The 18,114-nt window shown below is 73.6% G+C and carries 13 protein-coding genes; 5 read left to right on the forward strand and 8 right to left on the reverse strand.

What is annotated here, in order from left to right:
- Window positions 1-28: 28 nt before the first annotated feature.
- Window positions 29-772, reverse strand: a complete 744-nt coding sequence (locus tag ACSUPT_RS25910) for a MerR family transcriptional regulator (protein WP_351966602.1) — start codon at window positions 770-772, stop codon at window positions 29-31.
- Window positions 773-897: 125 nt separating this feature from the next.
- Between ACSUPT_RS25910 and ACSUPT_RS25915 the strand changes: the two genes are divergently transcribed.
- Both ACSUPT_RS25915 and ACSUPT_RS25920 read left to right on the forward strand, forming a co-directional pair.
- Complete coding sequence (locus tag ACSUPT_RS25915) at window positions 898-1,383, forward strand: Appr-1-p processing protein (RefSeq protein WP_436945702.1); 486 nt, start codon at window positions 898-900, stop codon at window positions 1,381-1,383.
- Window positions 1,384-1,463: 80 nt separating this feature from the next.
- Complete coding sequence (locus tag ACSUPT_RS25920) at window positions 1,464-2,270, forward strand: GNAT family N-acetyltransferase (RefSeq protein ID WP_436945703.1); 807 nt, start codon at window positions 1,464-1,466, stop codon at window positions 2,268-2,270.
- On the opposite strand, the gene sph is transcribed toward ACSUPT_RS25920, so the two are convergent.
- Window positions 2,243-3,262 carry a sphingomyelin phosphodiesterase gene (sph, locus tag ACSUPT_RS25925; protein ID WP_436945705.1) on the reverse strand — a complete coding sequence of 340 codons (1,020 nt, stop codon included), beginning with the start codon at window positions 3,260-3,262 and terminating at the stop codon, window positions 2,243-2,245. The genes ACSUPT_RS25920 and sph overlap by 28 nt on opposite strands.
- 330 nt (window positions 3,263-3,592) lie before the next feature.
- Between sph and ACSUPT_RS25930 the strand changes: the two genes are divergently transcribed.
- The gene (locus ACSUPT_RS25930; protein WP_436945706.1) at window positions 3,593-4,465 is read left to right on the forward strand and encodes an oxygenase MpaB family protein; all 873 of its coding nucleotides are present in this window, start codon (window positions 3,593-3,595) and stop codon (window positions 4,463-4,465) included.
- A 226-nt stretch (window positions 4,466-4,691) separates the two neighbouring features.
- Here the strand turns inward: ACSUPT_RS25930 and ACSUPT_RS25935 are convergent, their stop codons facing one another.
- The 4 genes from ACSUPT_RS25935 to ACSUPT_RS25950 form a co-directional block, all read right to left on the reverse strand.
- Window positions 4,692-6,092 carry a GH1 family beta-glucosidase gene (locus ACSUPT_RS25935; RefSeq protein ID WP_351966607.1) on the reverse strand — a complete coding sequence of 467 codons (1,401 nt, stop codon included), beginning with the start codon at window positions 6,090-6,092 and terminating at the stop codon, window positions 4,692-4,694.
- 74 nt (window positions 6,093-6,166) lie between these two features.
- Window positions 6,167-7,003 carry a carbohydrate ABC transporter permease gene (locus tag ACSUPT_RS25940; RefSeq protein ID WP_351966608.1) on the reverse strand — a complete coding sequence of 279 codons (837 nt, stop codon included), beginning with the start codon at window positions 7,001-7,003 and terminating at the stop codon, window positions 6,167-6,169.
- Window positions 7,000-7,980: a carbohydrate ABC transporter permease gene (locus ACSUPT_RS25945; protein WP_399217854.1), complete on the reverse strand. Its 981-nt coding sequence runs from the start codon at window positions 7,978-7,980 to the stop codon at window positions 7,000-7,002. Before ACSUPT_RS25945 ends, ACSUPT_RS25940 begins: the two co-directional genes overlap by 4 nt.
- A gap of 159 nt (window positions 7,981-8,139) precedes the next feature.
- Entirely contained in the window at window positions 8,140-9,444 is a 1,305-nt protein-coding gene (locus ACSUPT_RS25950; RefSeq protein ID WP_436945709.1) for an ABC transporter substrate-binding protein, read from the reverse strand.
- A gap of 248 nt (window positions 9,445-9,692) precedes the next feature.
- Between ACSUPT_RS25950 and ACSUPT_RS25955 the strand changes: the two genes are divergently transcribed.
- Window positions 9,693-12,461 carry a glycosyl hydrolase gene (locus ACSUPT_RS25955; protein WP_436945710.1) on the forward strand — a complete coding sequence of 923 codons (2,769 nt, stop codon included), beginning with the start codon at window positions 9,693-9,695 and terminating at the stop codon, window positions 12,459-12,461.
- A gap of 267 nt (window positions 12,462-12,728) precedes the next feature.
- Here the strand turns inward: ACSUPT_RS25955 and ACSUPT_RS25960 are convergent, their stop codons facing one another.
- Window positions 12,729-13,778, reverse strand: coding sequence for a LacI family DNA-binding transcriptional regulator (locus ACSUPT_RS25960; RefSeq protein ID WP_351966611.1), 1,050 nt, complete (start codon window positions 13,776-13,778; stop codon window positions 12,729-12,731).
- A 283-nt stretch (window positions 13,779-14,061) separates the two neighbouring features.
- On the opposite strand from ACSUPT_RS25960, the gene ACSUPT_RS25965 reads away from it, so the two are divergent.
- The gene (locus tag ACSUPT_RS25965) at window positions 14,062-16,233 is read left to right on the forward strand and encodes a hypothetical protein (protein WP_399217535.1); all 2,172 of its coding nucleotides are present in this window, start codon (window positions 14,062-14,064) and stop codon (window positions 16,231-16,233) included.
- A 159-nt stretch (window positions 16,234-16,392) separates the two neighbouring features.
- Here the strand turns inward: ACSUPT_RS25965 and ACSUPT_RS25970 are convergent, their stop codons facing one another.
- Window positions 16,393-18,009, reverse strand: a complete 1,617-nt coding sequence (locus ACSUPT_RS25970; protein WP_436945711.1) for a M1 family metallopeptidase — start codon at window positions 18,007-18,009, stop codon at window positions 16,393-16,395.
- Between the last annotated feature and the right edge of the window lie 105 nt (window positions 18,010-18,114).

The raw sequence follows: 18,114 nt of genomic DNA on the forward strand, positions 1-18,114 counted from the left end.
GCCGGGCGCGCCGCCCCCGACGGTCCGGCTACTCGTCCGGGGCCCGGAAGGCGGCGCGCAGTTCGTCGGTCAGCGACCGCTGGAACGCCGTCACCAGGGCCTGCACCACCAGCGGCTGCATGTGCGCCGACAGCGACTTCATCGCCTTGACGCGCTGCGGGTCCTCCGGGTCGGGCTCGCGCCGCCGGTACGGGTCCCACACCTCGTCGCGGAACAGCCGGGTCAGCTCCTGCGCGGCCTCGCGGGTGTGCTCCACCAGCACCTCCCGGGCGGCCACGATCGTGGCGTGCGGGATGGGCACGTCGAGCAGTTGCAGCCCGAGCCGCAGCAGCCCGAGGTCCACGCGCAGGGCGCCCTCCTCGTCGGGCCCGGACAGCACGTCCATCGCGGCCAGCAGCTCCATGTCCGCGTCGCTCAGCTCACGCCCGGCCCGCCGCTCCAGCTCGGCGCGCGTCAGACGCTCCACGCTGTCCGGCGACCACGTGGCGACGAGCGCCCGGTGGATGGCGAGGTCATGGGCGTTGACGTCCGGCGGCAGCTGCTCCAGGTACCGCTCGATCGCCGCGAGCGTCATGCCCTGATGCTGCAACTCCTCGATGAGCGCCAGCCGCGCCAGGTGCTCGGAGCCGTACCGGCCGACGCGGCGGGGCCCGATGACCGGCGGCGGCAGCAGCCCGCGCGTGCTGTAGAAGCGGATCGTGCGGACGGTGACCCCCGCGCGCGCCGCCAGCTCGTCCACGGTGAACGCCTGCGCTTGCGTCTCGGTCGCCACGGTGCCCTCGTCTCCCTGCGGTGTCGCACTGCTGCAACAGTATTGCTGTCTCACCACCCCTGTGAAACCGCCGGGCGGGGAGATCTTCGGGGCCGTTGTCAGTGGGGGCGCCTACGGTGGCGGGTGTGACGGGTACGGGGATTCGCTATGTGAAGGGTGACGCGACCGCGCCGCTGGGCAAGGGCGTGAAGATCATCGCGCATGTCTGCAACGACCTGGGCGGCTGGGGCAAGGGGTTCGTCGTCGCCCTCTCGCGGCGCTGGCCCGAGCCGGAGGCGGCCTACCGCCGCTGGCACCGGGAGCGCGCCGGGAACGACTTCGGCCTCGGCGCCGTGCAGTACGTCCAGGTCGGGCCGTACCTGTGGGTGGCGAACATGGTCGGGCAGCGGGGGATACGGACCGGCAGCAAGGGCGTCCCCGTGCGGTACGAGGCGATCGACGCCGCGCTGGACGCGCTCGCCGGGAAGGCCGCCAAGCTGGGCGCGTCCGTCCACATGCCCCGCATAGGCTGCGGCCTCGCGGGCGGCCGCTGGTCCCGCGTCGAGCCGCTGATAGCCGGGCGCCTGGTGGCGCGCGGCATCCCTGTCACGGTGTACGACCACGACGGGTGAACGGCGGCGGGGCCGTCAGCCGTGGGGGCGGGGGCGAAAAGGGTTTGCCGGCTTCGCCCGGAGGTGGTCGGGTGGCCGCCATGGACCATGGGGAAGTACGGGAGCTGTTCGACCGGCGGATGCGGCGGGAGGCGCCCGCGGACGGGCCGGGCTGCCGGGTCGAGCGGGTGGGGGACGTCGTCCGGCAGACCGGTCCGCCGGAGGCGTGGAACGGCGTCGTGTGGAGCGGCCTCACCGCCGCCACCGCGGACGCCGCCATCGCGGAGCAGATCCGCCACTTCACCTCGCTGGGCCGCGAGTTCGAGTGGAAGCTGTACGCCCACGACGAGCCGCGCGACCTCGGCGACCGCCTCCGCGCCGCCGGTTTCTCGGCCGGCCCCGGGGAGGCGCTGATGGTCGCCGAGGCCGACCGGATCGCCGCGCTGGGCGCCGCCCCGCCCGACGGCGTGGAGCTGGTGCCGGTGACGGACGCCGCCGGGGTGGACCTCATGGCCGAGGTCCACGACCGCGCGTTCGCCACCGACGGGACGCGGCTGCGGCAGCGGCTGGTCCGGCAGCTCGCCGAGACGCCCGGCACGGTCGTCGCCGTCGTCGCGGTGGCCGGCGGCCGGCCCGTCAGCTCGGCGCGCATGGAGCTGGTGCCCGGCACCGGCTTCGCCGGGCTGTGGGGCGGCGGCACCGTACCCGAGTGGCGCGGGCGCGGACTGTACCGCTCCCTCGTCGTCCACCGGGCCCGGATCGCCGCCGCCCGCGGCTACCGCTGGCTCCAGGTCGACGCGTCCGACGACAGCCGGCCGATCCTGGGCCGCCTCGGCTTCGCGGTGCTGTCCACCACGACGCCGTACGACTACCGCCCCGGCTACCGCGCGGAGGCGACGACCGGGTAGTGGTCCGACAGGTTGGTGTAGGTGTACGAGGTGCCCCAGCTCGACACGGTCCAGGGGGCGCTCTGCTCCTTGATCACCAGGTTGGTCCAGCCGGCCGGGCGGGCGTGCCCCGCGCGGTGCAGCACGTGGTCCAGGTCCTCGCGCGGGTCGTCCGGGTAGCGGTCGGCCGCGATGGTGTTCTCCGCCGTGTCGAAGGAGTACGGGTGCCCGGTGCGGGCGTCCGAGTCGGCGAGGCCCGCGTCGGCGAGCATCGTCGCGTACTCCGGGGTGCGCGAGTCCACGTTGAAGTCGCCGGCCACGATGACCTGCTCCGACGCGGGGATGTTCTTGGCGTCCAGGAAGGCGTCCATCGCCTTGAACTGCCGGGCCCGCGTCTGCGCGGCCTCGCCCGCCGCGCAGCCGGGGTCGGTCGACTGGGCGTGCGTGCCGACGACGTGGACACGCTGCCCGTTCACGCTCAGCACCGTGTACACGAAGCCCTTGTTGGAGTACCAGTCCGCGCCGCACGCGTCCTTGTAGACGTACTGCTCCTTGCGGAGGATCGGCCACTTGCTGAGGATCGTCACGCCGCCGTCCTCCGGCGTGGTGGAGGAGTACGCCCCGCCCGTCGCGTCCCAGCCGGACGTGGAGCGGCCCATGACGGGCGTGCGGTACGGGTACTGCGCGGCGGAGTTCCGCAGCAGCGTGTCGGACGCGGTGTTGTCGAACGCCTCCTGGACCACCACCACGTCGTTGCCCTGGAAGAACGGCGCCGCCGGGATGGCCTTGGCACGGTGGTCCTGCCCCCAGTTCGGGTACAGGGTCCGGTTGAAGAGGAAGACGTTGTACGTCAGGACCTTCAGGCTCGGCGTGGCCTCGGCCGCCGCGGGAGCGGCGCCCGCGGACGGTGCCGAAACCGCCAGCGAGACCGCCGCCAGGGCCGCGGAGAGGGCGGCGGACAGGACGGCGCGCGGCGCGCGGCGGAGCACGGAACGCGGCGGGGACTGGGGCACGGCAACTCCCTTGTGGGGGCGGGCTGTCGAACGGGGCGCCGCACATCAAAGCAGCCGCGGTTACTCTCGGGTAGACAACGGATGGAGGAGATCTTGCGGAGATCGGGCAGCCCGGCGAAGAATCCCCACGCGAGGGCCGGGGACCCCGCGAGACCCTCCGTCCGCCCGCCTCGCATACTGGAGGTCCACCCGACGGACACCGGCGCCGGGGCCGCTTCACCCCCGCCGCGCGGCGCCCGTGCCGGTGGCCGTCCGGCGCCCGTCCCCGGACCCGCCGCCACGCCCCTCGGACCCCGCCCCCGGCACCCCGCAGAACCCGGAGCAGCCCCCATGACCCAGGCCCACGACCACCCCGCACCGCCGCCGCCCGGCGGGGTCCTGTGGAGCCTCACCGGCGACGTCCGCGCGCTGCTCATGCTTCCCGCGGCGCTGGTCCTCCAGGTCGCCCACCCGGCCGTCGGCGCCGGCGTCGACGAGCACTCGGTCTTCCGCACCGACCCCTGGGGCCGGGCCGACCGCTCCCTGCGCTCCCTCCAGCTGTGGGTGTACGGCGGGGACGCCGCCGCCGAGGAGGGCCGCCGGCTGCGCCGCCTCCACCGCACCATCCAGGGCACCGACACGCGCGGCCGCCGCTACCACGCGCTCACCCCCGCCACGTACGCCTGGGTCCACGCCACCGGCTTCCCCGTCTACCGGTACGCCGCCCGCTATCTCGTCCGGCCCATGACCGGCGCGCAGGAGCGCGCGCTCTACGCCGAATGGCTCCAGGTGGGGCGGGTGCTCGGCATCCGCGACCGCGACATGCCGCAGACGATCGAGGAGTTCTGGCCGTACTACCAGAAGGCCCTCGCCGGCGAGGTCGAGATGACCGCCGTCGTCCGCGACCTGCTGGCCACCGACGTCCCGCTCCCGCCGCCGGCGCGCGGCCCGCTGCCGGTGCGGCTCGCGCTGCGCGCCCTGTGGCCGCTGCTGTGGCCCCGCCTGGCCCGCGCCCGCGCGTTCCTCGCCGCGGGTTTCCTGCCGCCCGAGGCGCGCGCCGCGATCGGTGTCGACTGGTCGGAGGCCCAGGAGCGCAGGCTGCGCCGCGTCGCCCGGGTCGTGCGGGCCGTCGTGCCCGTACTGCCCGAGCGGCTGCGGTACCTGCCCCTCGCCCGCGAGGCGCGCCGCGCCCACCGCCTCGGCACGGCGGCCGGGCGGGGCTGACCCGGACCGCACCGCCGAAGGGGCCGCCCGCCCCCGTTGAGACCGGCCGCCCAGACGACCGCCCCCCAGACCAGAGGACCGCCCGCCCCAAGGGCGCCGGCCCAAGGGCGCCGGCCCAAGGGGGGCCCGGCCCGAGGGGGCACGGCCGAGGGACGGCCGGCCCGACCGCCCCGGCCATGCCGCCCCCCTGACCTCGCCCTGCCGCCCCCAGGCCGGGCCGGCCGCCCTACCCCGGCAGGCCGCCCCGCGCGATGACGTCCGCGTACCAGCGGGCGCTGTCCTTCGGCGTGCGGCGCTGCGACGCGAAGTCGACGTGCACGATGCCGAACCGCTTGCTGTAGCCGTACGCCCACTCGAAGTTGTCCAGCAGCGACCACAGGAAGTAGCCGCGCACATCCGCGCCGTCCTCGATGGCCCGGTGCACGGCCGCCAGGTGCTGGCGCAGGTACGCCACCCGCTCCGGGTCGTGCACCGCGCCGGACGGGTCGGCGTAGTCGTCGTACGCCGCGCCGTTCTCGGTGATCACCAGCGGGACCCGCGGCAGCTCGTCGCGCAGCCGGGCCAGCAGCTCGTACAGCCCGTCGGCGTCGACCGGCCAGTCCATCGCCGTGCGCGGCCCCGGCGCGGGCTCGAACCGCACATGGCCCTCGGCGCCCGGCCACGGCGACGGGCCCTCGTGGGTGCCGGCCGCGACGACGGTGGGGGAGTAGTAGTTGATGCCCAGCGAGTCGACGGGCGTCGCCGCCACCTCCAGGTCGCCGTCCCGGACGAACGACCAGTCCGTCAGCGCCGCCGTGTCCGCGACCAGGTCCTCCGGGAGCCGCCCGTGGAACACCGGGTCGAGGAAGACCCGGTTGCCGAGCGCGTCGATCCGCCGCGCCGCGTCCCGGTCCGCCTCCGAACCGGTCAGCGGCCGCACCGCGTGCAGGTTCAGCGTCAGCGACACCTCCGCCGAGCGGGGCAGCGCCGCCCGCAGCGCCCGGACGGCCAGGCCGTGCCCCAGGTTGAAGTGGTGCGCCGCCCGCAGCGATGCGGCCGGGTCCGTACGGCCCGGTGCGTGCACCCCCGAGGCGTAGCCGAGGAAGGCGGCGCACCACGGCTCGTTCAGCGTCGTCCAGGTGGCCACCCCGTCGCCCAGCGCGTCCGCCACCAGCCCGGCGTACTCGGCGAACCGCTCGGCCGTGTCCCGGTGCGGCCAGCCGCCCGCGTCCTCCAGCTCCTGCGGCAGGTCCCAGTGGTAGAGCGTGGCGACCGGACGGATGTCCGCGGCGCGCAGCTCGTCCACCAGCCGCCGGTAGAAGTCCAGGCCCTTGCGCACGGCCGGGCCGCGCCCCGTGGGCTGCACCCGGGACCAGGACACGGAGAAGCGGTAGTCGGTGACGCCGAGCTCCCGCATCAGGGCGACGTCCTCGGGCATCCGGTGGTAGTGGTCGGCCGCGATGTCGCCCGTGTCGCCGTTGCGGACCTTGCCGGGGACGCGGCTGAAGGTGTCCCAGATGGAGGGGGTGCGGCCGTCCTCGGTGGCGGCGCCCTCGATCTGGTACGCGGCGGTGGCCGTGCCCCAGCGGAAGCCGGCGGGGAAGGCGAGCCCCGTCGCGGGACGGAGCCGTGCGTCGACAGCGGTCATGAGGAGGGAACTCCCAACGATCGGTGAGGGATTGCGAGTAAGGGGGAAAGGGGGTGTCGGCCAGGGGCGGGGCGTCAGCCCTTGACCGCGCCCTGCATGATGCCGCCGACGATCTGCCGGCCCAGCAGGCCGAACACGAGGAGCACGGGCAGGGTGCCCAGCAGCGTGCCCGCCATGATCACGGACTGGTCGTGGACATAGCCGCCGCCGAGCTGGCGCAGCGCGACCTGCACGGTCGGGTTCTGCGAGGACAGGGCGACGATGGGCCAGAAGAAGTCGTTCCACGCGGCCATGAACGTCAGCAGGCCGAGCACCGCCATGCCGGGCCGGGCGATGGGCACCACGATCGACCAGAAGATCCGCGCGGTCGACGCGCCGTCCACCCGCGCCGCCTCGATCAGCTCGTCCGGCAGCGCCTGCACGAGGAACTGCCGCATGAAGAACACCCCGAACGCCGAGACGAGGCCCGGCAGGATCACCGACTGGAGCTGGTTCACCCACTGGAGTTCGGCGATCACCATGAACAGCGGGATCACGCCGAGCTGCGGCGGGATCATCATCGTGCCGACCGTGACCGCGAGGAGCGCCCCCCGGCCGCGGAAGCGCAGCTTGGCGAAGGCGAACCCGGCGAGCGTGCAGCACAGCACCGTTCCGACGGTGATCGACCCGGACACGATCAGGGAGTTGACCAGCGCCGTGCCGATGTCGGCCTCCTCCATCACCGCCTGGATGTTGCGCAGGAGGTTCGGGCCGGGCAGCAGCGCGGGCGGGACCTGCGCCAGGTCGGCGTTGGACCGGCTGGCGGCGACGATCGTCCAGTAGAACGGGAAGGCCGAGACGAGGACGGCCAGGACGAGGATGGCGTACGCGACCTTGCCGCCGTGCAGCGTGCGCCCCGCGCGTGCGGTCATCGGCCGGCCTCCTTGCGGGAACGGCGGCGCGCGAGCAGGGCGTTGGCCCCCACGAGCACCACGATGAGCAGGAACATCACCCAGGCGATGGCCGCGGCCCGCCCCAGGTGGAAGAAGCCCCAGCCCTGCTCGTACATGTACAGGCCGAGCGTCTGGTACTGGTGCGAGATGCCGCCGGAGACGGAGCCCTCGTACAGCAGCGGCTCACCGAACAGCTGCGTGGCGCCGATGGTGGACACGACGACCGTGAAGACGATGGTCGGCCGCAGCCCGGGCAGGGTGACGTGCAGGAACTGCCGCCAGCGGGACGCCCCGTCCATCTCCGCGGCCTCGTACAGCTCGCTCGGGATGGACTGCATGCCGGCCAGGTAGATCAGCGCGTTGTACCCGGTCCAGCGCCAGATGACGATGGTGGAGACGGCGATCTGCGAGGCGACCGTGCCCGTCTGCCAGTCGACGGGGCCGAACCCGACCAGCCCGAGAAGGTAGTTGATCAGCCCGAAGTCGCGGCCGAAGAGCTGCGCGAAGACGAGCGTCGCGGCGGCGACGGAGGTGGCGTACGGCAGGAGCATCGCCGTGCGGAAGAAGGTCCGGCCGCGCAGCTTGTAGTTGAGCAGGTGGGCCAGTCCGAGCGCCATGACGAGCTGCGGCACGGTGGACAGCACGCCGATGGTGAACGTGTTGCGCAGCGAGATCCAGAAGAACTCGTCGGTGAACAGCGCCGTGTAGTTGCCGAGCCCGCGCCACTCCATGTCGCCGGGGGTCTGCAGCTCCACCCGGTAGAGCGACACGAACGCGGTGTAGAGGAGCGGGAAGAGCCCGAAGGCGGCGAAGAGGGTGAAGAACGGGGCGATGTAGGCGTACGGCGAGACGGTCGCCCAGGCCCGGCGCACCGCCGAGGGCCTGGCGGCCCGGGCGGCCTGGTCGGGGGGTGGCGTCGGCGGTGTGGCGGTGCCCGCCGGAGCGGTCAGGGTCACGGTGCGGCCCTTCGGGAGGTCGGTGGGGCGGTACTTCACGGGTCGACGGGGGCGGTACGGGGGGTGGGAGCGCGGCCGGGCGAGGGGCCCGGCCGGGGCGCCCGGCCGGTGGCGAGGCCCCGCCGGGCGGGCAGCGCCCGGCGGGGCCGGCGGGCCGGGTCAGCCCATGACGTTGTCCACGCCCTTCTTGGCGTTGGCCCACGCCTTGTCCGGGTCGGTGCCCTTGCGCTCCACCTCGCTCAGCGCGTTGGTGATCTGGTCGGCGACGTTCTTGTCGTGCACGCCGAGGACCTGCACCGGGGCCTCCTTCGCCGCGTCACCGAAGATCTTCCCGATGGGCGCGTCCGAGAAGTACGGGTCCTTCGCGTCGGCGACCTTGGCGATGGCGCCGGTCGAGGAGGGGAAGTTGCCCTGCTTCTCGAACAGCTTGGCCTGCTGCTCGGGCGCCGTCAGCCACTTGATCAGCTCGTACGCCTCCTTCTTGTGCTTCGCCGCGCGCGGCACCGCCAGGTACGAGCCGCCCCAGTTGCCCGCGCCGCCGGGCAGCTTGGCGATGTCCCACTTGCCCTTGCCCGCCTCGCCGGCCTGGCCCTTGATGTAGCCGAGCATCCACGCGGGGCAGGGGATCGTCGCGAAGGACCCGGCGGCGAACGCCTGGTTCCACTGCGGCGACCACTGGTCGAGCTTGGCGCTCAGACCGGAGGCGGCCGCCTCGGTGGCGGCGTCCCAGGCGGCCTTGACGGCCGGGTTGTTCTCGTAGATCAGCTTGCCGGAGGCGTCGTAGTACCGCTCCTCCTCCTGGCCGATCATGATGGTGTAGAGGCTGCCGACGCTGTCCAGCCAGGCGCTCTTGGCGGGGGCCTTCGCCTTGTACTGCTTGCCGAGCTCCAGATAGCCGTCCCACGTGGCCCACTTCTTGGCGAGCTCCTCGCGGTCCGTGGGCAGCCCGGCCTGCTTGAACAGGTCCGTGCGGTAGCACATGGCCTCCGGGCCCACGTCCGTGCCCAGGCCCAGCACCCGGCCGTCCTTGGTGGTGGCCGCCGACCACTTGGCCTCGGCGAACTGGCCCTTCAGGTCGTTCGCGCCGTACTTGCCGAGGTCCTCGAACTTGTCCGCCTGCTGCTGGGTGACGGACGCGATCCGGCCCACCTCGATGCCCTGCACGTCGGCGAGGCCGCCGCCGCCCGCGAGCCGGGTCTGAAGGGACTTCCAGTAGTCCTGCTCGTCCTCCGTGTCGGTCTGCTTGATCGTGACGCCGGGGTGGAGCTTCTCGTACTCGGCGTACAGCCCGGCCTCCTTGTAGCCGAACGAGCCGAACAGGTCGACGGTGATCGTGACCTTGCCGCCCGCCGCGTCGGACGAGGTGTCCGACGCGCCGGACCCGCAGGCGGCGAGCATGGCTCCGGCGAGCGCGACCGCACCGAGTCGTGCGGCGGCCCTTCTGGCGGCTCGGGCGATGGGCATGAGAAGCCTCCCTTGGCTTCGATCGAGCGGTGAACCATTCACTGAGAGCGCTCTCAAGAATGTGGGGGGAGCGTGCCCCGGCGGGCCGTGCCACGTCAAGACTCGAACGCATAACGGCTGTGCCGCACACCAACTCCCGGCGGTGTCACCCGTATTGACAGTCATGTTTCAGGAGTTTTACGTTCCAGGAACTTGAGAGCGCTCTCGGACCGCTCTACCGCCACCCTCACCACTGAGGTGAATCCCCCATGAGAACCCCCCGCTCAGGCGTCGTCGTGCTGGCCGCGGCCCTCGCGGCCGTCGGCCTCACCGGCCCCGCCGCAACCCCCGCGGCCGCCGCCACCGTCCCGGTCGGCGCCGGCAGCTACTCCGACACCCGCCCGCCCGGCACCACGGGACCCATCACCAACACCGGCACCCCCGTCACGCCCAAGGTCACCCCGGCCGCCCAGGGCAGACCGGTCCCCACCAACGACTGGTGGTCGTCCCTCGCCTTCCAGCGCTACGGCGACAACCCGTACTCCACCCCCATGTACGGCCATCCGCTCACCTATCAGGCCACCGCCGCGGGCCTGGACATCGGCTACCCGACCACCCCCGCGATCGTGGGGGACGGACGGCAGTACGAGTTCGCCCACAAGCGCGACCTCACCCTCGGCCTGACCGGCCTCAACGCGCCCGACACCAAGGCCGACGCCTGGTCCGACTGGACCGTCACCCCCTACTGGTCCGACGGCGCCCGCACCCTGCGCGCCACCATCGGCCACGGCCTGCCCTTCGTGTACGCCAAGGGCACCGGCGGCGACGCCCGCGTCACCACCGCCACCGCGCCGACCGTCTTCGCCGACCAGGGCAACGTCCTCGGCATCACCGTCGCCGGCCACCACTACGCCCTGTTCGCCCCCACGGGCGCCGACTGGACGGTCTCCGGCTCGACCATCACCGCGGGCCTGGCCGGCAAGGACTACTTCTCGCTCGCCGTCCTGCCCTCCACCGGCGCGCTCGCCACGTTCAAGAAGTACGCCTACAGCTTCGTCACCGGCTCCCAGGCGTCCTGGTCCACGAGCGGCGGCACCGTCCGGGCCACCTACACGCTCACCACCCAGCCGCAGGAGGGCACCGAGACGGGCACCCTCCAGGCCCTCTACCGCCACCAGTGGCTGCACACCACCGACCCGCTCACCTCGTACACCTACGTCTCGCCCCGCGGCACGATGAAGGTCCGCGAGTCCCGCACCTTCACCACGAGCCAGCGCTCCGCCCCCGTGCTGCCCGCGCTCCCCAAGGCGTCCGGCACCGACGCGGCCCGGCTGCGCGGCTATCTGAACGAGGTGGTGAACGCCTCCGACCCGTTCTCCGGCGCCACCGACACCTACTGGACCGGCAAGGCGCTCGGCCGGCTCGCCCAGCTCGTCCCGGTCGCCGAGCAGATCGGTGACACGGCCGTCCGCGACCGGCTCCTCGGGCTGCTGAAGGGCCGCCTCCAGGAGTGGTTCACGGCCGGCGGCGCCTCGGAGTTCAGCTACGACCGCACCTGGCGCACGCTGATCGGCTACCCCGCCTCGTACGGCAGCGACAGCGAGCTGAACGACCACCACTTCCACTACTCGTACTACGTGTACGCGGCGGCCGTCGTCGCCCAGTACGACCCGGCCTGGGCCGCCGACTCGGCGTGGGGCGGCATGGTGAAGACCCTCGTCCGGGACGCCGCCAACCCCAGCCGCACCGACTCCGCCTTCCCCTTCCTGCGCGGCTTCGACGTCTACGCCGGGCACAGCTGGGCCTCCGGCCACCAGGGCTTCGCCGCGGGCAACAACCAGGAGTCCTCGTCAGAGTCGACCAACCTCAGCGCCGGCCTCGTCCTGTGGGGCTCGGCGACCGGCGACACCGCCCTGCGCGACCTCGGCGTGTACCTCCTGACCACGGAGTCCGAGGCGATCAGCCAGTACTGGTTCGACGCCGACCAGCAGGTCTTCCCCGCCGCCTTCGGCCATGACACGGTCGGCATGGTGTGGGGGAGCGGCGGCGCCTACGCCACCTGGTGGACCGCCAACCCGGAGGAGATCCACGGCATCAACGTCCTGCCGGTGACCGGCGGTTCGCTGCACCTGGCGGCCCGCAAGGACGCCATCCGCCGCAACATCGCCGAGATGGAACGGCAGAACGGCGGCCAGGCCGTCGAATGGCGCGACATCCTGTGGGAGTTCCAGTCGCTCGCCGACCCGGCGGCCGCCAAGTCCAAGTGGGACGCCCAGCACGCCTCGTACACCCCGGAGCAGGGCGAGTCCAAGGCCCACACCTACCACTGGCTGACCACCCTGGACACGCTCGGCGCCCCCGACCCGTCCGTCACCGGCGACCTGCCCACGTCGGCGGTCTTCACCAAGGGCACGGTACGGACGTACGCCGCGCACAACCACGGCTCCACCAGCCGCACCGTCACCTTCTCCGACGGCGCGAAGCTCACCGTCCCGGCCCGCTCCACCGCCACCGGCACCGGAACGGGCGGCTCGGACCCCGGCCAGCCCGGCCCGTCCACCGGCAACACCTTCCAGCTGCGCACCGGCGGCACGCTCACCACGGCGACCGGCGCCACGGCCGGCGCCGACACCATCGCCTCGGCCTCCGGGGGCAACTACGACGGCACCCCGCACCTGCCCCTCGTCTACGAGGCGCGCGGCGTCAACGGCACGCTCCAGCCCGGCGCGGCCACCGCCTTCCGCCTCCAGGTCGACGCGGGCACCAACGTGGCCCTGGGCCAGCAAGCACGGGTCAGCTACGACCTGACCGGCGACGGCACCTTCGACCGCACGGAGACGTATCACTACTTCGCGACCGACCCGGTCGCGGGCTGGGAGGAGTACAACCAGTCACGCGGCCTGAAGGCGGCCACCGGAACCCTCGGCGACCTCAAGGGCGGCACGGTCCGCCTGGAGGTGTGGCACGCCATCGGCAACGGCACGGCGCGCCTCCAGACGGGCACGGACCGCTCGGTCCTGGTCATCCCGTACGCGTAGGGCCGCTGCGCGGAGCCGTCGCGCACGGTCCGGCACACACCGGACCCCGCGACCGGCTCCCGCCGGAGCAGCCGCCACGCCCCCGTCCGTACGCGCCGCCGGCCCGTACGGACGGGGCTCGGGCGCTCGGGCGGAGGCCCGTACGGACGGGGCTCGGGCGCTCGGGCGGAGGCCCGTACGGACGGGGCTCGGGCGGAGGCCCGTACGGACGGGGCTCGGGCGGAGGCCCGTACGGACGGGCTCGGGCGGAGGCCCGTACGGACGGGCTCAGGCGGAGGCCCGGCGCACCAGCTCCGTCGGAGTGATCACCGACCCCGGGGCGGCACCCGCCGCTCCGGGGTCGCCGTCCCCGTTGAGGGCGCGCATCAGCAGCCGCACCATCAGCCGGCCCATGCCCTCGATGTCCTGCCGGACCGTCGTCAGCGGCGGGTCCGTCGTCTCGGCCACCGACGCCATGTCGTCGAAGCCCACCAGCGCCACGTCCTCCGGCACCCGCAGGCCCCGCTCGCGCAGCACCCGCAGGGCGCCCGACGCCATGAGGTCGTTGCCCGCGAACACCGCGTCCAGGCGCGGGCGCCGCTCCAGCAGCTCCGCCATGGCCCGGGCGCCGCTCTCCGCCGTGAAGTCGCCCTGCGCCACCAGGTCCGGGTCGGCGTCCAGGAGCACGTCCCGGTAGCCGGCCAGCCGGTCGGACGCGGACGTCTGGTCGCGCGGGCCCGCGATGTGCGCGATCCGCTCCCGGCCCTGGCCCAGCAGATACCGCACGGCCTCCCGCGCGCCGCCCCGGTTGTCGGCGTCCACGTACGGCACGGCCCGCTCGCCGGTCGCGCCCGGCCAGCCGGGCCGCCCGCCGAACACCGTCGGCACCTTCACCCGCCGCACGATGGACGGCAGCTCGTCGTCGTCGTGCACCGAGAACGCCAGCGCGCCGTCGACATGGCCGCCGCCGAGGTAGCGGGCGATCCGCTCGTAGTCGCCGGCGCCCTCCACCCACAGCAGCACGAGCTGCGAGTCGTGCGCCGTCAGCTCCCGGCTGATGCCGCGCACCTGCTGCTCGAAGAACGGGTCGGAGAAGATCCGGAACTCCGGCTCCGCGATGATCACCGCGACGGCGCCGTTGCGCCGGGTGACCAGGGTCCGCGCGGCGTGGTTGGGGATGTACCCCAGCTCCTCGACGGCCCGGCGCACCCGCTCCACGAGCGGCTGGCGCACCCCCGCCCCGCCGTTCACGACGCGCGACACCGTCGCCCGGGACACCCCGGCACGGGCCGCGACGGCTTCGAGCGTGGGACGCGTTCCCGGGCTCGGATCGGGCAAGGCGGGCTCCTCAGGGCGGCTGCGGCAGGGCGTACACCGGTCAGAATATCGGGTTCCCACACTGGTGAGAGCGCTCTCACCCCGCCGTCGGCCTCCGCCCCGACGGCCCCCGGGCCCGCGGGCCCGGCCCCGCACCGGGTCGGTGCGGGGCCGGTACGGGATCGGTGCGGGGTCCGGGCCCGGCGTCCGAGACGTGCGGCCCCGCGCCGGAGGCGTCGGTCCCGTCGGACCCGTGTGCGAAAACCCGGTGCCTCGGTGCGCGTCCCTTTGCGACGATGCGCGGATGGTTCACCCTCTCGAATCCCTGGTCCTCCGGCACACCCGCCGCCTGCCCGTGCCCGACGGGCCCGCCGGACGCGGCGAGGCGGCGGCCCGGCAGTTCGACATCGCGCTGATGTCCGCGGGGTTCAAGCTGTCGACGGAGCTGCTGGAGCGGCTGTCGGGGCTGTCCGGTGTGACGGTCGCCGCCATCGCCCGGCGCGCCCTCGACTGCGTCCGCGCCATGGTCGGCGACCACGTCCGGCACAACCCCTACTTTCGCGACTTCCCCGCGGGCGTGCCCGACACGGCGGAGTTCTGGGCCCGGTGCGTGCGCCAGGCCCTCGCCGACGACGCCACGCGCGAGGGCACGCTCGCCCAGCTGAACGCCGGCGCGGTCGACCTGCTGACCCTCCCGGCGTACGGCACGCCGCAGCACTCGTACGGCGACATGCTCGGCGCCCACGAGGAGTTGATCGCCGCCGCGGGTGACCGGGTGACCGTGCTGCACGCGGGCGGCCCCGCGAAGGACGAGGTCACCGCCCTGTACCTGGCCCTCGCCGGCAGCGCCACGCCGCTGGGCGACGACGGCCTGCGCGATCTGCGCGCGCTCGCCCGGTACTGCGCCGACGGCCCCCAGCCGGAGGAGATCCCGGTCCGGGAGAACCGCGCCGTCCTCAACGCGGCCCGGATCGCGGCGGGCCGGGAGCCCCTGCTCGACACCGTCACCGACGTGCTGCGCCTGGCGTGCGCCCTCTCCGGCGGAGACGTGACGCTGACGGCGCCGACGCGCTTCAGGTCGCTGCGCCGGTCCGAGCGCCGCGCCCTGCTCGCCGGGCTGGACGCGGTGGTGGCGGCCGCACCCGCCAAGCTCGCCGACGTCCTGCCGTACCGGGAGCCGTTCAAGCGGCTCGGCGAGCGGCTGCACCCGCACGAGTACCCCCGGTGGCCGCACGCGGCGGACGTCTTCGCCGCCGCCCGGGGCGACAAGCAGGTCCGCACCCTCGAGAGCCGCGTCGAGGAGCTGCTCGCGGCGGGCGACGCGGCCGGTGCCGCCCGGCTCCTGACGGCCGCCCCCGGCAAGCTGCTGCGCTCCCTGGACCACCTGCTGCGCGCCTGCCGCGGCGAGGACGACCGCGAGGCCGTGGTCGCCGCGGCGGAACGGGTCCTGCCGAAGGTCTCCGGCCGGGTCCTGCTGTCGGTCCGCGACCATCTGCGCCACCGCACCGGGGAGAGCGACCGCGGCCGGGTCTTCGTCAACCGGCGCGGCCACGCCCACGTCGCGGCCGACACCCGCGCGCCCCTGCCGCCGGAGGACGTCCGGCGCCTGGCGGCCGCGCTCGACGAGGAGACCCGCCGGCGGCTGCCGGAGCCGGGGCACCTGCTGATCGACCCCGACATCCTGGACGTGGCGCTCCCGCTCAGCGGCAAGGCGGCGACCGGCGGCTTCGGCGTCCTGCCGCGGGGCTCCCTCTCCCCGGTCGACGGCGAGCTGCTGCGCTTCTTCGTCCACTGGAAGCAGACCGCGCGAAGGACCGACTACGACCTGTCGGCGCTGATGCTCGACGCCGACTACACGACGGACTGCTGGCTGTCGTACACCGCGCTCACCCAGTTCGAGGGCGCGCACTCCGGCGACGTCACGGACGCCCCCGACGGCGCGTCGGAGTTCATCGACCTGCGCCTGGGGGCGGTGCGCGGCACCTTCGTCGTCCCGCTGGTGAACATCTTCTCCGGGGAGGGCTTCGAGGAGGCCGAGGAGTCCTTCTTCGGCTTCATGCTGCGCGAGGCCGGGCAGCAGGGGCGCCCCTTCGAGGCGCGCACGGTCCGGATGAAGTCGGAGCTGCGCGGCCCCGGCCGGGTCGCGCTGCCGCTGGTGTTCCTGCGCGGGGACGACGGCCGGTGGCGCGCCAAGTGGCTGCACGTGTATCTGCGGGGCACCCCGTCCGCCAACCGGGTGGAGGACAACCGCGTGACGGTCGCCGCGCTGGTGCGCGGCGTCGTGGAGCGCGACCACCTGACGGTCCGGCACCTCACCGGCCTGCTGGCCGAGCGGGCCGCCGCGACCACGCTGTGGGACGGCACGGCCGTGCCGGACGGGCCGGTCACGTACATCGGCCTGGAGCGTCCCGAGGGCCTGCACCCGGACTCGGTGGTCGTCACGCCGGAAAATCTGCGCGCGCTGATCCCGGCGTGACTGCTAGCGTGTGACGCGGCGAGGCCATGGAGGGGCTTCCTTCTCTCTTCGTTCCCAGAAACCAGTTCCTCCGCTTTCTTCGCCGCCGACGTCACGCCGGGGTGCCCAGGGCACCCCGGCGTCGTCGTTCCCCGGCGCGTGCTGGGCTGACGGGCCCGCCTAGTGGCGGCCGGCCGGCCGGTCGTGGGCGTCGGTGCGGCCGGCGCGCTCCCCGTGGCCGGCATGGTCGCCGCGACCGGTGTGGTCGTGAGCGCCGTGGTCGCCGTGGTCGTGGATCGTGTTCGTCGCGGCGATCTTGGCCCAGGACTTCGGCGGGGCCGCCGGGGCCGGCGCCGCCGACCGGGCCGCGTCGGAGGCTCCGTACCGCGCACCCGCCGGGGCCGGCCCCGTCACGGGCTTCGACGGCTGGTACAGCCAGGTGTCGAACAGCGCGTCCAGCTCCCGGCCGGACAGCCGCTCCGCGTACGAGACGAAGTCCGCCACCTCGGCGTTGCCGTACGCCCGCTCCGTCGGCCAGCCCTTCAGGATGCGGAAGAAGTCCTCGTCGCCCAGCTCGTTGCGCAGCGCCTGGAGCGCCATCGCGCCCCGGTCGTAGACGGCCGCGTGGAACTGGTTCTCCGCGCCCGGGTCGCCCGGCTTGACCGTCCAGAAGGGGTCCTCCGCCGGGCGCGTGGCGTACACCCAGTCCGCCAGCTCCTGCGCGGTGCCCTCGCCCTCGCGCTCGGACCACAGCCACTGGCTGTACCGGGCGAAGCCCTCGTTGATCCAGATGTCCTTCCAGTTCTTCACGGACACGCTGTCGCCGTACCACTGGTGGGCCAGCTCATGGACGACGACCGACACGTTGGAGCCGTTCGCGAACTGGCGCGGGCTGTAGAACGGCCGGGTCTGCGTCTCCAGCGCGTACCCGCTGCGCACATTCGGCACGTAACCGCCGAGGGCGTTGAACGGATACGGCCCGAAGACCTCCTCCAGCCACTCGGCGACCTCGGCGGTCCGCTCGATGCTGGCCCGCGCCGCACCCGCGTTCGCCCCGAGGTCCTTGCTGTACGCGTTGACGACGGGCAGCCCGTTCGCGGTGGTGTCCGTCGTGACGTCGTACCTGCCGACGGCCAGCGTCGCCAGGTACGTCGCCTGCGGCTTGTCGGACCGCCAGTTGTAGCGCGTCCAGCCGAGCCGCGAGGTCTGCGACTGCAGCACGCCGTTGCTGATGGCCTGCGTGCCGTCCGGGACGGCCACCGACACGTCGAAGGTCGCCTTGTCGAGCGGGTGGTCGTTGGACGGGAACCACCAGACGGCCGACTCGGGCTGCTGCGCGGCCACACCGCCGTCCGGGGTGCGGTGCCACGCCGTCCAGCCGTCGATCTTCACCTCGGACGGCTTGCCCGCGTACCGCACGACGACCGAAACCGGACGGTCCTTCGGCAGCGGTACCGCCGGTGTGATCTCCAGTTCCTGGGCGCCGGACGCCTTGAACGACGCCTTCCGGCCGTTCACCCGCACCTCCAGCGCCTTCAGGCCGAGGTCCAGGTTGAAGCGGGACAGGTTCTGCGTCGGGGTGGCGAGGATCGTCGCCGTGCCCTCCAGCAGATCGGTCGACGGCTGGTACTTCAGCCGCAGGTCGTAGTGGGTGACGTCGTATCCGCCGTTGCCGCTGGCCGGGTAGTAGGGATCGCCGATGCCCGGCGCCCCCGGCGCGAAGTCCGCGGCCGAGGCCGGGATCGCCAGCATCAGGGCGGCCGCGATCGCGCCGGGGACGATCAGTCTGCGGTGCACGTATCACTCTCCAACTCGTCGGAAAAGCGGTTCGTCCGAACGCTATTCAGCGCGCGGCCGCGCAGTCATGTCCATGGCTTGTGCCGTCACACGAATGCCATCCGG

This window comes from Streptomyces sp. SudanB25_2051, from assembly GCF_964272635.1.
In the GTDB taxonomy this organism is placed as follows: Bacteria; Actinomycetota; Actinomycetes; order Streptomycetales; family Streptomycetaceae; genus Streptomyces.

Coding starts and splice junctions, on each gene's coding strand:
- ACSUPT_RS25935 (WP_351966607.1), bottom strand. CDS start 6,092: ATGACCGCTGTCGACGCACGGCTCCGTCCCGCGACGGGGCTCGCCTTC.
- ACSUPT_RS25930 (WP_436945706.1), top strand. CDS start 3,593: ATGACCCAGGCCCACGACCACCCCGCACCGCCGCCGCCCGGCGGGGTC.
- ACSUPT_RS25940 (WP_351966608.1), bottom strand. CDS start 7,003: ATGACCGCACGCGCGGGGCGCACGCTGCACGGCGGCAAGGTCGCGTAC.
- ACSUPT_RS25965 (WP_399217535.1), top strand. CDS start 14,062: ATGGTTCACCCTCTCGAATCCCTGGTCCTCCGGCACACCCGCCGCCTG.
- ACSUPT_RS25950 (WP_436945709.1), bottom strand. CDS start 9,444: ATGCCCATCGCCCGAGCCGCCAGAAGGGCCGCCGCACGACTCGGTGCG.
- ACSUPT_RS25955 (WP_436945710.1), top strand. CDS start 9,693: ATGAGAACCCCCCGCTCAGGCGTCGTCGTGCTGGCCGCGGCCCTCGCG.
- ACSUPT_RS25920 (WP_436945703.1), top strand. CDS start 1,464: ATGGACCATGGGGAAGTACGGGAGCTGTTCGACCGGCGGATGCGGCGG.